This is a genomic window from Chroococcidiopsis sp. CCALA 051 (genome assembly GCF_003015105.1).
Lineage (GTDB): Bacteria > Cyanobacteriota > Cyanobacteriia > Cyanobacteriales > Chroococcidiopsidaceae > Chroococcidiopsis > Chroococcidiopsis thermalis.
In genome coordinates, this window is the sequence record NZ_PYCI01000048.1 from 1 (window position 1) to 14,282 (window position 14,282).

Genomic DNA, 14,282 nt, shown 5'->3' on the forward strand with positions numbered 1-14,282 from the left:
GACAAGGAAGACAAGGGAGACAAGGAGGTTATTCTAGTCACCAGCCACTAGCCACTAGCCACTAGCCACTAGCCACTAGCCACTAGCCACTTGATAACTGAAAATGCCAGAAGTCCGGTTCGATAAGTACTATCGCTATGCAGATTTGACCGAGATTGTCCGCGCATATGCCCGAGAATTTCCGCAATTGTTACGCCTGCAAAGCATTGGTAAAAGCTACGAAGGCAGAGACATTTGGCTATTAACAGTTACCAATTTCGCGACGGGCGACGACACGGATAAGCCTGCTTTGTGGGTAGATGGTAACATTCACGCTACCGAACTCGCGCCTTCGAGTGCTTGCTTGTATTTACTGCAAACGTTGGTGACTGGCTACGGTACTCAACCTGAGATCGCCCGTTGCTTGGATACTCGCGTATTTTATATCTGTCCTCGCGTCAACCCTGATGGTGCTGAGTTGGCTTTGGCAAACAAACCAAAGTTTATTCGTTCTAGCACTCGTCCTTATCCTCACCAGGGAGAACGAGAAGATGGGCTAGTGATGACAGATATGGACGGAGATGGGCGAATTCTACAAATGAGAATACCAGATCCGAATGGTGCTTGGAAAGTTTGCCCAACTGAACCGCGTTTATTAATGCCACGGGAACCGACAGAAACGGGCGGACAATATTATCGCATCCTCCCAGAGGGAGAAATTGAAAACTACAACGGCATCCAGATTGACATTCCACCACCGAAAGAAGGACTCGACTTAAACCGCAATTTCCCTAGTGGATGGCGACAAGAACAAGAGCAAATGGGAGCTGGACCCTATCCTGCCTCAGAAGCAGAAGTGCGATCGCTAGTTGATTTTATTACGAGTCATCTCAATATTACAGGGGCGATCGCCTTTCATACTTTTAGTGGTGTTATCCTGCGCCCCTACAGCCATCAAAGCGACGACGAGTTACCTACTAAAGATTTGCGCGTTTATCAACGCATCGGCGATAAAGCCACAGAAATCACTCAATACCCTGCTGTCTCAGTCTTTCACGAATTTCGCTACGATCCCAAAGACTTTATTACAGGTGCATTTGACGATTGGGCTTACGAACATCAAGGGGTATTTGCCTGGACGGTAGAAATTTGGAGTCCGCAGCGTCAAGCCGGAATTAAAGAGTATAAATTCATCGACTGGTACAGGGAACACCCCTTTGAAGATGACTTAACCATGCTGCGTTGGAGCGATGAAGTTTTAGGTGGTAAGGGTTATATCGATTGGTATCCCTTCGAGCATCCTCAACTCGGTCAAGTCGAACTAGGAGGCTGGGATGCAATGTATGCCTGGTCAAATCCTCCCCCTCAGTTTTTGGAAAAAGAGCTTGCGCGTTTTCCCGAGTGGTTGGTATGGCACTTATTAATCTCACCTCAGTTGGAAATCTATGAGGCGAGTATCAGTCACTTAGGCGGTTCTAACTACCGCATCCGCTTTGCCGTTCAAAATACAGGTTGGCTACCTACCTACGTTACCGAAAGAGCAATGGATAAAAAACTGGTACGGGGTTGTCTATGTGAAATCGAGCTACCAGAAGGGGCAAAATTGGTAACGGGTAAATTGCGAGAAGATGTAGGACAACTCGAAGGACGCGCCTACAAACCCTCTGCACCCCTGAGAAGACAAGCCGATCCGACAAGCGATCGCGCTTTAGTTGAATGGGTAGTATACGCGCCTGACGATGGTACGGTATTCAAATTAACTGCTCGTCACGATCGCGCCGGAGTCGTCAACTGTCAGTTATCAGTGACCAGTGACCAGTGACCAACCAACTACCAATTACCAACTACCGATAACTCTCCCATATTCTGTTCTTAAAGTCATGACGGTATGCTCCGATTATTCCTATCTTGCAGCGTAGGATTAAGACTTTCATAGAGGATAAGAAATATGGGGTTGAGGGTTCCGCTTAGTTTCAGTCTAGCTTCGCTCAAACGTTTTATCCCGATTGCGATTGTGACTTTCGGATTAACTTTTATATTGCACTTTTTTGCTGCAACTCCAGCTGTTAGTAAACCTCATCCCAAGATTGTTCTGATTTCCCTAGATGGTGCAACACCACCGTTGCTCGATCGCTACTTCGCAACTGGTGTATTAGATAAACGTGAGGGATTGGGACTGTTACAAAGTCAAGGACTTGTTGCAACACAAAATCAAACCATTACTCCATCTCTAACTGCACCAGCTCATATTGCGATCGGGACTGGTTCCACAGCTGCTCGTAACAATATTAACGCTAATAGCTTTCACCTCGTCGTCAGTCCTTTCAAACAAAATATCAGCGGTTTTGCGGCTCCAATTGGCGGCTACTCGGTGGGAATTGATGGACCCCTAGACGACCATACCCAAACTGCTGAATCTCTTTGGATTGCGCTGCGAAACAATGGTAAGAAAGTCGTTGCAGCTACCTTTCCTGGTGCTGATGGACTCGATATCAAAATTCCTGGTTTAACTGACAGCCCGATCGTGCAACCAGCTAGCGATCGCACGGTTGATTATACTGTACCATTTGGCGCATTTGGTGGCGTGGGAGCTAGGGGCTTTAGTTTCACAGCGGCAGATTTTAGCGATGCTCCAAGCGAGATTATTCAGCAACTCACAACCGCAGGCAGATCGTCTTTTAGCCCTGTCAAAGTAACGACTCTCGAAACCATCCCCGCAAGCGGTTCGGGTAGCTTGACGGGTGGCGGCGGTTCCTATAATCTGCAAGCAATTGCGATTGACACCAGCAACGATAAAGCAGTAAATTACGATACTTTGGTTGTTTTTGATACTAGTCAAGGTATCCAGCCTAGATCGTCTCAACCCCCTGCTACTGGTTCCGCCTACCTTAAAGCCAGCGATCGCACTTCTAGCTTATTTTATTTTGAAGGCAGTACAAATAAAGTCGGTACGAGTTTCTACGTCACTCAACTCGCCCCCGACCTTTCCCAGGTGCGGTTAGCGCGTTATTCTGCTAACTATATTCCTCGCAACCAAGCAGTTTTGGCGGATGTGGACGATGCAAATAACAATGTTGGATTTTGGGTTCCTCAGCCTGACTTCCGCATCCCCGAACGAATCAGTCCAGGCTTTGATGATTTTCCCGATTTAGAACTAGAAGCAATTTATCAAGATCAAGTCCGTACTTTTGTAGATTACCAAACACGGATTGCTTTACGGGCGATCGCCCAAAATCCCGATGCAGATCTCGTACTCACATATATCGAACAACCCGATGGTTCGGGACACCAATTTCTAATTACCGATCCTCGTCAAGCGACTGATTTTCGCGATCCAAACTCAATTGCCAATAACCAAGACCGAGAAAAAATTGAGCGATATCAAAAGTATCTGCGATCGGCTTATCGAGCAGCAAATACAGCCGTGCAGCAAATTATTGAGGCGGTTGGGACAAATAAGCGCGGTAGACCGAATAGTAATATTATCGTAGTTTCCGACCACGGTTTTGCCCCGTTCCACACCGCAGTTAGCCTCAACAACTACCTCAGCAGCTTGGGATTTGATAATACAAAAGTACGAGCAATTACCTCGGGTCCAGCGGTGAACATTTACATCAATTTGCAGGGACGAGAACCGGATGGCACTGTGAGCAAAGCAGAATATGTCACGCTGCAACAACAGTTGGTTAATGCTTTAGCCAAATTTACCGATACTAATCCAAACTATACTGCGGGAAGCAAATCTGTAGCGATCTTCGATAAGATCTACGCTCGTCCCATACCCAACGATCCGAGCGATCGCAACTTTGGCTTAGATACAAGTGAGTTTATCGGTCAAGACAGCGGAGATGTTTTTGCAATTATGCGACTGGGGTACAATTTTGACGGCACTCAAACCCCAGTGGTACAACGTTTGGGCGATTCGGCTTCAGAGACTCCATTGCTATCAGTCCCCAACTTCTACGGCGCTCATGGCTACGATCCAGAATTACCAGAGATGAGCGCAATTTTTTATGCTGCTGGACCAGATATTGGTACTGGGACAATTAAGCGAGTGCGTAATATCGATATTGCTCCTACGATCCTGCGAATTTTGGGCGTGCAACCCGCGCCCACTGTGGAAGGCGATCCGGTCAATCTAGGTCGGGCGTAAAGTCTTACGCAGATCCCCCAACTGGGTTAAAAAGTGGCATTTATTTCCCCCCTTTTGAAGGGGGGCTAGGGGGGATCTCTCTTGTCGCAGTCAAACAATAAAATGACATTCGTTAGCAATTCCGTTCGCTCCAGACTTGGCAAAACATTAAGAATATCTTAAGAATAAAAATAAATTCCCGAAATATGCTGCTATGCTTATTCGCTAATTATTCAGCAGTAGATCGTTCTGGGATTTAATCTTGGATAGAATTCTGTCAATTTGAATACAAAAACTAGCTGAATTACGACCTAACAGAGGAAAGCCAATGCAAGATAGCGTTTCCCTAGTGGATGGCAGATTTATCGGTTACGTATTTGCCAATTGCATATTTCTCGATCGCTCGCAGCTAATTTACTTATATTCGCAAAATTCACTCAAAACTTAAAAATCATAAGTAAGTGTGATGTATCGATTTACCTAAGTGCGATCGCAACTTTAACGACAGTTAACCACAGTTTAGATCGCTAAAATTCTGAATGTTTTTGCCGTTTACTTAATCCATGAGGAGTTTTTATGTCTAGACGTATGTGCTGGTTATCTCAAGCCCAAGAGGGAGAAAAAATCTTACACTTACAACTCTCGCCCGACGAGCCTTGGAAGCCATATACTACTTTTCGCCAATTCGCCGTACCAGACTATCCTATTCCAGGTGGTTCTAAGGGTTGGGCAACCTACCAAAAGTTATTAAAAGCAGGTTGGACTTTAGTGCATAGCTCCCGCGCTCAAGAATTTACCCTTAAGGATACCAGTGTCGTCAAAAACTCATAACTCCTAAAAGAATTTTGTCAGAGGAGTTAGGAGCCATTCTACCTTCTGTCTCCTGTCTCCTTTCGTAAAACTACACGTTAAACCGGAACAGCATCACGTCCCCTTCCTTGACGATGTATTCTTTTCCTTCACTACGGACTAAGCCTTTCTCTTTGGCTCCATTCATCGAGCCATTGGTTACTAGGTCGTCGTAAGCTACCGTTTCAGCGCGAATAAAACCGCGCTCAAAATCAGAGTGAATGACTCCAGCAGCTTGCGGTGCTACCATTCCTGCGGTAATTGTCCAAGCGCGAGTTTCTTTTGGACCTGTAGTAAAGTAGGTACGCAAACCGAGTAATTCATAGGTAGCGCGAATTAAAGATTTTAACCCGCCTTCTTCTACCCCTAATGTGGCAAGAAATTCGGCTCGTTCTTCTTCTGGGATCTCGACTAATTCCGATTCCACTTGTGCTGAAACTATAACCACCTGTGCTTTATCAGAGGCTGCAAATTGTCTGACTTGTTCCACCCATTGGTTTCCAGTTGACAGATCGTCCTCCGATACATTTGCGGCATAAATGACTGGTTTAGCTGTAAGCAATCCCAACCCTTTAATTAAAACAGCTTCTTCATCAGTTAGACTAACTTGACGCGCTGGTTTACCTAGATTGAGAGCTTCTGTCAATTTATCTAACACAGTTAATTCTAGCTGAGCTTCTTTGCTGGTTCGAGCTAGCTTGCGGGCGCGATCGCTTCTACGTTCGATTTGAGCTAAATCTGCTAAACCCAGTTCTAAATTAATCACCTCGATATCTCGTACCGGATCGACAGAACCAGCGACGTGAATGATATCGTCATTCTCAAAACAACGCACGACATGGACGATGGCATCAACTTCGCGGATGTGGGACAGAAATTGATTGCCTAGTCCTTCTCCCTGACTTGCACCTTCGACCAAACCCGCAATATCGACAAACTCAACCCGCGTAGGCACGATTTGCGCGGAGTTAGAAATTTCGGCAAGCACCTTTAATCGTTCGTCTGGTACGGCAACCACGCCCACATTTGGTTCAATTGTACAAAAAGGAAAATTAGCTGCTTCCGCTTTGGCATTGGCAACTAAAGCATTAAACAATGTAGATTTGCCGACATTAGGCAGTCCGACAATTCCGGCTCTGAGCATGGCTGTGTAACGATCGCTTATTCCTTTGTCAGGATAACAAAATCTCAGAGGGATATATGAAACTTAATTTCACAAAATTCACGGAGGTTTTTACTACAGGTGAATTCTATCCTGAGAAAACTATCTAGGTTAACGTTTGTGTTGCAGAATCAGACTTCTATTTTACTTATTGCTGCTAGCTTGTGCTTACCAGTTATTGGTGCGATCGCTCCAGCCGCCAGAGCCGATATCCGCGATTTTACGCTGCACAATGAAACCAGCGTCGATATTCAGGAACTACATATATCTAATTCTGGCGCTGACAAGTGGGGAGCAAATCTTTTGGATAAAGATATTCTACTTCCAGATGAATCGGCGGACATAGTTTTTGAAGACAACTCCACCTCATGCCTTTACGACATCCGTGCTATTACTGATGATGGTGAAATAGACAAGCGCCAAGTTAATCTTTGCGAAACTGTAGATTTCTCAGTCAAGGAATAGCATTTGCTGCTAGCTACACCGGTTCGGGAATTGGTTGTGGAATTGGTGCGGGGACAGGTTGAGGTATCGGTGCGGGTACGGGTTCTGGTGCTGGCGATGGAATTGGCTGCGGTACTGGACTCGGTACGGGTTCCGGTGCTGGTGAGGGAGTTGGTTCTGGAGTCGGTTGAGGTAGGGGACTTGGTGTCGGATCGGGAATTTGTGGGTCGGGAATATAAATCATAGATGGGTGAAAGTAAATACAATACTCATCTAAGCTAAAGAGCGATCGCCACTGCTGACATCTCCCGAAATGCTTACACCTAGATACTGAAAAAACTAGGCAACTCGATCGCATTAGTAGTAATAAAAGTTGCCTAGTTATTCATTTTTCCCTCAGATATTATTTAGATCTCCATTTTTGGGAAATCAGAGAGGCTATTCTCTATAAGTCGTGCTACCTACAGTGTGATTAGGGTCACGATATGCTGTGGGTTCTTTTCTCTTTCTTCCGGCTAGACCGAGCAAACCAGCTAAACCGAGTAAGCCAAGCCATCCCCAGTTGCTATCATCATCGCGATCGTCGACGTCATCGTCAACCACTGTAGGTTGAGTCGTTGTTGTTCCAGTGTCTGGGGTGGTAGTGGTTTGTGCGGATACAGGTAGTGCTGTCAAGCTGAAGGCGAGAACTCCAGCACTAATTATTTTAGGAAGAGCGGCAATTTTCATGGTCTAAGTTTCCTGGTTAAATTGTTATGTTGCCTACTAATCTATTCAGTGGCAATCTCAACTAAATCGCTCTTAAGCCAGAAAACTCATTTGTTGGTAGATCTAGCTAGAGAAATAGAAAAAAATATTTCTCTTAACCAAATTTAACTTTTCATTTGTAGTTAAATTAACTTCTGATTAGTAGTTTTTCATTGCCCTTTGTATCTCTCTTTGGTCTTGACGACGCTTTAAATCCTCCCGCTTGTCGTGGAGTTTTTTACCTTTAGCTAGTCCAATGCTAATTTTGACTAAGCCGCGTTTGAGATACAGTTTTAGCGGTACTAATGTCAAACCCTGTTGTTCTACCTTACCGATCAGCTTGCGAATTTCCTGCCGATGCAGTAGTAGTTTACGAGTGCGGCGAGGGTCGTGATTAAAATACTGACTGCTGCTAGTATAGGGTGAGATATGAACGTTAATTAGCCATGCTTCTCCGTTGCGAATTAGAGCGTAGCCATCTTGCAGGTTGACTTTACCTGCACGGATTGACTTGACTTCCGTACCCATGAGTTGCAGTCCTGCCTCATAGGTTTCGAGGATATCGTACAAAAAGCGGGCTTTGCGATTGTCACTCAATACCTTATAACCGTCGTTGTCGCTCATTGAAGTTTTCTTGCAGTATTCTCGTGCTGCTCTAAAGTACTAAAGTAAGGGGAAAATAAATTGTCTGCTATTTGCTAAAAGATTTACATCTACCTTGCTAAAAGTTAAGGTATGCTGGCTATTGCGAACTTATCACGTTTCTCGCTATCTTGCCATGTTAAATCGTTACTATTGAAATTAAGAATACATCTCATTTTCTTAATGTAAAGACACGGAAGACAGAATTATTCTCACAAATGAACTATTAGAGTCGAATAAGGATGCTTTGTTTAAACTCTCTCCATAAATTATTTGAGGGACTTGAACCGTCAGATCCACTCCTAAAAGTTCTGCCTCCTATTTCCTACTGTAGCGATCGCGATGACAATTTTCTATCAAGAGTTGGAATTACTTGCATGGATGAGTTTCGGTAGGATAAATAAATCCTTGGTTAATACTGTCAAAGTAGAGCCAGAAACTGCAAAATCTTTACTCAGCGTAGTAACTCCATATTATTCATGCCTCTGACTATTCTTGTTGTTGATGACGATCCTGGGACTCGTCTGGCTATCAGTGATTATCTTGAGATGGCTGGTTACTCAGTCATTACGGCTGCTGATGGGCAACAAGGCTTGGATATGGTCGAGACTTATCGCCCTCATTTGATGGTGACAGATATTGTGATGCCGCGCATGAATGGCTATCAATTGGTACGGAGTGTCAGACAACACCCTTCATTTCGACTGCTGCCAGTCATTTTTTTAACAGAACGTAACAAAACTGAAGAGCGAATTCAAGGCTATCAGTCGGGAGCAGATCTTTACCTACCTAAACCGTTTGAGTTACAAGAACTAGGAGCGGCAATCCGCAATTTGTTGGAGCGATCGCAAATGATCCAATCAGAGTATCGCCTATCCCAGGAAGAAGGTTTGCGTCCCCAGACAACCGCAACGGCGATCGTCGAAAAACTTGATTTTCCCTTCCACCTCACCCAACGGGAACAGGAGGTGTTAGTCATGCTCACTCACGGTCTTTCCAACGCTCAAATTGGCAGCCAGCTTCACCTTAGTCCCCGCACGGTAGAAAAATACGTCAGCAATCTCCTGCGCAAAACAGAAACCAACAACCGAGCCGAACTCGTCGGTTATGCCATGAAGCATCGGTTGGTTGAATAGTCATTTGTCATTTGTGAGTGGCTAGTGTCTGGCGGCTGGTGACTAGATTCTTTTCTAGCCACCAGCCACTACTCACTACTCACTTTCTTCAATTTCCTGTTTAACGCGATCGAGCAGTCCGTTACAGGCATCAAGTAGGAGGTCAATTACCTGGTTAAAACCCTCTGCACCACCGTAGTAGGGGTCAGGCACTTCTTTTATGGTATGCGCGGTACAAAAGTCACACATTAAATGCACTTTATCGCGGTATTTGCCACTGAAATCTAGCGCCAGAATATCGTAGTAATTTTCTCGATCCATTGCCAAAATCAAATCGAATTCCGCCAAATCCGATTTTTGCAACTGGCGAGCTTTACCGCATAACTGAATTCCTAGCCGATTAGCTGCTGCAAATGTCATGCGACGGTCTGGCGGACTGCCAACATGATAGCCACCCGTACCAGCAGAATCGCAAACAACGCGATCGCTCAACTGATGGCGATCGAGCAGATGGTTCATAATATTTTCTGCCGCTGGAGAACGGCAGATATTTCCCAGGCAGACAAAAAGTAACTTATACATACAAATAATTTTTGACAATTGCTTTTTGTCTATCATTTGTCATTTGCCATCAGCCATTGGTTGTATACAAATGACGAATGACGAATGACGAATGACGAATTTACATTCCTGGCAATTCCAAACCACTAGTTAACTCTTCCATCCGCTCTCGCATGGTAGCAGTAGATTTGTTGTACGCATCTTTCATCGCTGCCAGCACTAAATCGGAAAGGACATCTGCGCCTTCTTGCAGTGCTTCTGGAGCCACTTCTACCCGTCGAGGTTCTTGGTTTCCACTGAGAGACACTTTGACCATACCTCCACCAGCTTCCCCCTGAATTTCCATCATCTCCAATTCTTCTTGGAGCTTTTTCGCGCCTTCTTGTACCTGCTGCGCTTTTTTGAAGGCATCTGCGAGTTCCTTCATTTTGCCCAGACCGAAGCCAAATCCTTTTCCTTGTCCTTGTGTCATATGCTAGTCGAGTCGATTTAATCGAAGTTCCATTAAATTATAGATGCGCCGAGAATCGATAAAGGGCAAAGGTGAAGTTGTGATACGTAATTTGTAATTAGGGAGTCGGGAGCGGCACTTAGTAGAGACGTTACATGTAACGTCTCTACTAAGTATCGATCACTGATATAGCCTTTTTCAATTCGATGAAATACAAGATCTGTAGGGGCGCACAGCTGTGCGCCCCTACGAATGTATCGCATCATAACGAGAATCGCTATAACTGACAGCTGGTCACTAATATTAAAATTCTCCAATTGTTTTCACTTCTGGCTCTAGCAGTAGTGACCAACGTTCTTCTACATGATGCTGGACGTAACGAATTAGCTGCCATATATCGTGAGCTTTTGCACCACCACAGTTGAGAATAAAGTTAGCATGGCGCTGTGCGACTTGAGCTGCACCAATTTGATAGCCCTTCAAGCCTGACTGTTCGATCAACCAGCCAGCGGTGTAGGGTAGGGGGTTACGGAACACGCTACCACAGCTAGGTAGATGATAGGGTTGAGTACGCCGCCTTTGCTCTAGGTGTTCGGTGGTGGTTGCTAGCACTTGTTGTGGATCTGCGCCTGGTTGCAGCTGGAAGATCGCTTGAGTGACCAGACGCTGGCTGCCTTGCAAAATTGAGGTGCGATAGCTGTAACTTAGTTGGTCTGGAGTAAGGGTTTCTAGCTGCCCAGAGGGAGACAAAACTTGAGCGCTGACTAAAATATCGGCAATGCAGCTTTTGTGCGCTCCTGCATTCATCACCACAGCACCGCCGACACTACCAGGAATTCCAACAGCCCACTCCAGCCCTTGCCAGCCTAATTCTGCCACTTGCCAAGCTACGCGAGGTAAAGGTTCTCCAGCCGCCACGGTCAATTGACCGGTTCCCAGATCGAAGCGGCTGTAGCGCAAATGACGAGTGCCAATGACCAAACCAGGCAGACCGCGATCGCTAACTAATAAATTAGAACCTGCTCCAATTAGTGTCACGGCTAATCCTTCTGAGCGCGACCACTCCAAACTAGCTTGCAATTCTGCTAGATTTTGAGGTGCTACATACCATTGGGCTGGTCCTCCAACCCGAAAGGATGTGAGACTAGCTAGTGGGACTTGAGATTTAATCGCGCATTTTGTTCCAGGCAAGTATATTATCTGGCGATCGCCAGCAGTTTCTGGAATCGGAATTGGATTGGGGTGTTGGGAGGAGTTCATAGTGAGTGATGCGTGGTGTGTGGTTTGTGGTGCGTAGCTAGTGGCGATTGAGAGCTGGATTCTTTTCTAGTCACCAGCCACTAGTCACGCTTTCACCGATAACTGATAACTAATAACTGTCAGCCTTTAGCCTTGATTCTTTCAATTGCATTGGGAATAATTTGATTCAAGTTCCCTGCACCTAAAAATAAAGCTGTGTCTCCAGAACGCAAATTATCTCCCAAAAACTCCTCGACAGCAGCAAGTGTAGGTAAATACGTGACTTGAGGATGATGGTTTGCAACCAGTGCTGCTAGTCTTTCGCCGTCAATCTGCCCTGAATTGGACTCGCCTGCGCTATAGATATCCGTGAGAACGACGGCATCGGCATGACTAAAAGATTTAGCAAAGTCTGACAAAAAAGTCAGAGTACGGCTGTAGCGGTGAGGCTGAAAGATCGCCACGACTCTAGTTTGGGGTTTAGCTTGCAACTTCGCAGCCGCCAGGGTTGCCTGGAGTTCGCTGGGGTGGTGCGCGTAGTCGTCGATGAATTGGATGTCATTAACAACACCACGCAGTTCAAATCTACGCCTAGCGCCTTCAAAGGTGGTTAGACTATCGGCGATCGCCGCAAATTCTACTCCCAACAGCCGACCGACAGCGATCGTGGCTAAGGCATTACTGAGATTGTGTTGTCCTAGCAATGGCAAACGCAACTGCCCTAACTCTTTGCCTCGCTCCCATACCGTGGCGATCGTGCCATCAGCACCGTAAACTACATTGGATACCGTGTAGTCTGCTGCCATCTCTGGATTGAGGCTGTAGCTAATTGTCGGTTGCAGGCGATCGCGGACTGTTTGGCAATCTATACAACCTACGACATGCTGGCACTGTTGCGCAAAAGTTTGAAAAGTCTTGACTACCTGCTCTAGAGACTTGTAGTGGTCGGGATGGTCGAGTTCGATGTTAGTAACTACGCCAATTTGACAAGCCAATTTGACTAAAGAACCATCCGATTCATCTGCTTCTGCTACTAAATACTGACTGTTACCGAGCCTCGCGTTACCCTCCCATGCTTTTACCTCTCCACCAACGATGATGGTAGGGTCGAGACCAGCTTTGAGTAGCATATACCCGATCGCGCTGCTGGTGGTTGTTTTACCGTGAGTCCCCGCTACGGCAATGCTATAACGCTCTTGAATCAGTGCTGCCAACAAATCGGAACGATGAAAGATCGGACAACCTAAATCTAGCGCTGCTTGATACTCTAAATTACCTGCATGAATTGCCGTCGAACAGATGACTTGTGGTAAGTCGGCAATTTTGCTGTTAGCGATCGCTTGACTTGCTGAGCGTCTCGTTGGCTTTACAAGTACAGGCGCACTATTACCGCTCACCGCTAAGGCTTGGGGGCTGGCATCGGTCTGAGAGCGAAAAAACTCCAGATTGGATGCATCTTGGCGACTAAAAATATGCGCTCCTAAAGCTGCTAATTTCTCGGTGATATGACTCTCTCGGATATCGGAGCCAGAAACAGGTAAACGACGCTTAGCTAAGATATAAGCAAGAGCAGACATCCCAATACCACCAATACCGACGAAATGGAATGGTTTACCGCTTAAATCGACATAATTAGTCATTTTTACTCCTCACACCTCACCCCAAAGTCCAGTATACAAATGTCACGCGATATCATATCAGGAAATAAATTTTACGGATGGCTCGACTGTTTAAGTTTTTTATATCTGACATCAATTCGCTCTGTCCTCCCCAGGCGATGTTTATTTACAGGAATTTACGTACTTAGCTAATAGAGTTTAATTTTTATTTTGAGAAAGTATTTTATTTGGCAGAGATTTTAGTTTTTTTTCTGAAAAAAAGCACCCAAATGCTGAATGTCATTGGGTGCAGTATAACTAAGTACTGATTAAAACTGACTAAAGCGCGATCGCAAATTATCAGACCAGGTGGTGACGAAAAGAATACACTCTTTACGACTTCTGATTCACTAGTACGGGCGCACAGCCGTGCGCTCCTATCGACTCCCCGATTGCTTAAAAGAAAGCTGGTTGATGGCGAATCAAGTTGAAAAACTCTTCGCGGGTTTTTTGCTCGTCCTGGAATACTCCAAGCATGGCACTCGTAACAGTCCAAGAGCCAGGTTTTTGCACCCCACGCATCACCATACACATATGAGTTGCTTCCATGACCACTGCTACGCCTTGAGGTTCTAAAATTTCCTGTACTGCTTCAGCAATTTGGCGCGTCAGTCGTTCTTGTACTTGCAAACGGCGGGAGTACATCTCGACAATTCGAGCTAGCTTGCTCAGACCCACAACTTTTTGATTGGGAATATAGGCGAGGTGAGCTTTACCCATAAAGGGCAGCATATGATGCTCGCACAAGCTGAAGAAGTTGATATCGCGCACGAGTACCATTTCGTTGTGTCCTTCATCGAAAATGGCTCCGTTGACGAGTTCTTCTAAAGATTGACTGTAGCCACTAGTGAGAAACCGCATGGCTTCTGCAACACGCTTAGGAGTTTTCAACAACCCTTCTCGCTCTGGATCTTCGCCTACACCGATCAAGAGGGCGCGTACAGCCTCCATCATCGACTCGTGGGCTTCTGCTTCAGTAGGAGTCTGTAAGTTTGGTTTTTGACCGTTGTGGGTGTTGCGGTCTGGTCGGGATTGAATCGCCTCCACCAGATCGGAATTCAAAGGCGATGATTGAAAGCGATTGGTAGAACCATTAGAACCGTTAGAAGCAGCAATAGTCATGGTGTATGTCTCAGATAAAGTTTAACAATGGTTATTGGTCATTAGTCATTGGTCATTAGCCATGAGTTAGCAGTAAGTGGAAAGTTAACCAGTGACAACGGGTAGACTGTCCAACTTGGAGAATCTAAAACTACAAGCCTATATTTCTAATTGCTTGTGGATATCGTAGACGCTTCGATAG

At 45.6% G+C, this 14,282-nt stretch carries 14 protein-coding genes; 5 read left to right on the forward strand and 9 right to left on the reverse strand.

All coding sequences use genetic code 11. The annotated features are described in order from the left end of the window. Positions 1-103 precede the first annotated feature (103 nt). The 3 genes from C7Y66_RS13600 (at position 104) to C7Y66_RS13610 (ending at position 4,942) form a co-directional block, all read left to right on the forward strand. Positions 104-1,801, forward strand: a complete 1,698-nt coding sequence (locus C7Y66_RS13600; protein WP_106545990.1) for a M14 family metallopeptidase — start codon at positions 104-106, stop codon at positions 1,799-1,801. 126 nt (positions 1,802-1,927) lie between these two features. Next, positions 1,928-4,132, forward strand: a complete 2,205-nt coding sequence (locus tag C7Y66_RS13605) for an alkaline phosphatase family protein (RefSeq protein ID WP_106545991.1) — start codon at positions 1,928-1,930, stop codon at positions 4,130-4,132. Positions 4,133-4,687: 555 nt separating this feature from the next. After that, positions 4,688-4,942 (forward strand): hypothetical protein, encoded by a 255-nt coding sequence (locus C7Y66_RS13610; protein WP_106168846.1) that lies wholly within the window; start codon positions 4,688-4,690, stop codon positions 4,940-4,942. Positions 4,943-5,012: 70 nt separating this feature from the next. Here the strand turns inward: C7Y66_RS13610 and ychF are convergent, their stop codons facing one another. Next, complete coding sequence (gene ychF / locus C7Y66_RS13615; RefSeq protein WP_106218216.1) at positions 5,013-6,104, reverse strand: redox-regulated ATPase YchF; 1,092 nt, start codon at positions 6,102-6,104, stop codon at positions 5,013-5,015. A 138-nt stretch (positions 6,105-6,242) separates the two neighbouring features. On the opposite strand from ychF, the gene C7Y66_RS13620 reads away from it, so the two are divergent. Further along, on the forward strand, positions 6,243-6,587 hold the full coding sequence (locus C7Y66_RS13620) for a hypothetical protein (RefSeq protein ID WP_106545992.1): 345 nt from the start codon (positions 6,243-6,245) through the stop codon (positions 6,585-6,587). 13 nt (positions 6,588-6,600) lie between these two features. On the opposite strand, the gene C7Y66_RS33260 is transcribed toward C7Y66_RS13620, so the two are convergent. The 3 genes from C7Y66_RS33260 to smpB all read right to left on the reverse strand — a co-directional run bounded on the left by C7Y66_RS33260 (position 6,601) and on the right by smpB (position 7,937). Next, complete coding sequence (locus tag C7Y66_RS33260) at positions 6,601-6,810, reverse strand: hypothetical protein (protein ID WP_106170570.1); 210 nt, start codon at positions 6,808-6,810, stop codon at positions 6,601-6,603. Positions 6,811-7,004: 194 nt separating this feature from the next. Continuing rightward, positions 7,005-7,295 (reverse strand): WGxxGxxG family protein, encoded by a 291-nt coding sequence (locus C7Y66_RS13630; RefSeq protein ID WP_106545993.1) that lies wholly within the window; start codon positions 7,293-7,295, stop codon positions 7,005-7,007. A gap of 177 nt (positions 7,296-7,472) precedes the next feature. After that, positions 7,473-7,937: an SsrA-binding protein SmpB gene (smpB, locus tag C7Y66_RS13635; RefSeq protein ID WP_039715995.1), complete on the reverse strand. Its 465-nt coding sequence runs from the start codon at positions 7,935-7,937 to the stop codon at positions 7,473-7,475. A gap of 497 nt (positions 7,938-8,434) precedes the next feature. Between smpB and C7Y66_RS13640 the strand changes: the two genes are divergently transcribed. Continuing rightward, the gene (locus C7Y66_RS13640) at positions 8,435-9,091 is read left to right on the forward strand and encodes a response regulator transcription factor (protein ID WP_015153616.1); all 657 of its coding nucleotides are present in this window, start codon (positions 8,435-8,437) and stop codon (positions 9,089-9,091) included. A 75-nt stretch (positions 9,092-9,166) separates the two neighbouring features. Here the strand turns inward: C7Y66_RS13640 and C7Y66_RS13645 are convergent, their stop codons facing one another. From C7Y66_RS13645 to folE, 5 genes are all read right to left on the reverse strand, one after another. Then, positions 9,167-9,688: a low molecular weight protein-tyrosine-phosphatase gene (locus C7Y66_RS13645; protein WP_106545994.1), complete on the reverse strand. Its 522-nt coding sequence runs from the start codon at positions 9,686-9,688 to the stop codon at positions 9,167-9,169. Positions 9,689-9,752: 64 nt separating this feature from the next. Then, positions 9,753-10,103 (reverse strand): YbaB/EbfC family nucleoid-associated protein, encoded by a 351-nt coding sequence (locus C7Y66_RS13650; protein WP_015153618.1) that lies wholly within the window; start codon positions 10,101-10,103, stop codon positions 9,753-9,755. A gap of 282 nt (positions 10,104-10,385) precedes the next feature. Then, positions 10,386-11,342 carry a UDP-N-acetylmuramate dehydrogenase gene (gene murB / locus C7Y66_RS13655; protein WP_106545995.1) on the reverse strand — a complete coding sequence of 319 codons (957 nt, stop codon included), beginning with the start codon at positions 11,340-11,342 and terminating at the stop codon, positions 10,386-10,388. Between the two features lie 119 nt (positions 11,343-11,461). Further along, on the reverse strand, positions 11,462-12,961 hold the full coding sequence (gene murC / locus C7Y66_RS13660) for a UDP-N-acetylmuramate--L-alanine ligase (RefSeq protein ID WP_106545996.1): 1,500 nt from the start codon (positions 12,959-12,961) through the stop codon (positions 11,462-11,464). Between the two features lie 414 nt (positions 12,962-13,375). Further along, positions 13,376-14,101 (reverse strand): GTP cyclohydrolase I FolE, encoded by a 726-nt coding sequence (folE, locus tag C7Y66_RS13665; RefSeq protein WP_039715992.1) that lies wholly within the window; start codon positions 14,099-14,101, stop codon positions 13,376-13,378. Positions 14,102-14,282: the final 181 nt, after the last annotated feature.

Coding starts and splice junctions, on each gene's coding strand:
- C7Y66_RS13600 (WP_106545990.1), top strand. CDS start 104: ATGCCAGAAGTCCGGTTCGATAAGTACTATCGCTATGCAGATTTGACC.
- C7Y66_RS13605 (WP_106545991.1), top strand. CDS start 1,928: ATGGGGTTGAGGGTTCCGCTTAGTTTCAGTCTAGCTTCGCTCAAACGT.
- C7Y66_RS13610 (WP_106168846.1), top strand. CDS start 4,688: ATGTCTAGACGTATGTGCTGGTTATCTCAAGCCCAAGAGGGAGAAAAA.
- ychF (WP_106218216.1), bottom strand. CDS start 6,104: ATGCTCAGAGCCGGAATTGTCGGACTGCCTAATGTCGGCAAATCTACA.
- C7Y66_RS33260 (WP_106170570.1), bottom strand. CDS start 6,810: ATGATTTATATTCCCGACCCACAAATTCCCGATCCGACACCAAGTCCC.
- C7Y66_RS13630 (WP_106545993.1), bottom strand. CDS start 7,295: ATGAAAATTGCCGCTCTTCCTAAAATAATTAGTGCTGGAGTTCTCGCC.
- smpB (WP_039715995.1), bottom strand. CDS start 7,937: ATGAGCGACAACGACGGTTATAAGGTATTGAGTGACAATCGCAAAGCC.
- C7Y66_RS13640 (WP_015153616.1), top strand. CDS start 8,435: ATGCCTCTGACTATTCTTGTTGTTGATGACGATCCTGGGACTCGTCTG.
- C7Y66_RS13645 (WP_106545994.1), bottom strand. CDS start 9,688: ATGATAGACAAAAAGCAATTGTCAAAAATTATTTGTATGTATAAGTTA.
- C7Y66_RS13650 (WP_015153618.1), bottom strand. CDS start 10,103: ATGACACAAGGACAAGGAAAAGGATTTGGCTTCGGTCTGGGCAAAATG.
- murB (WP_106545995.1), bottom strand. CDS start 11,342: ATGAACTCCTCCCAACACCCCAATCCAATTCCGATTCCAGAAACTGCT.
- murC (WP_106545996.1), bottom strand. CDS start 12,961: ATGACTAATTATGTCGATTTAAGCGGTAAACCATTCCATTTCGTCGGT.
- folE (WP_039715992.1), bottom strand. CDS start 14,101: ATGACTATTGCTGCTTCTAACGGTTCTAATGGTTCTACCAATCGCTTT.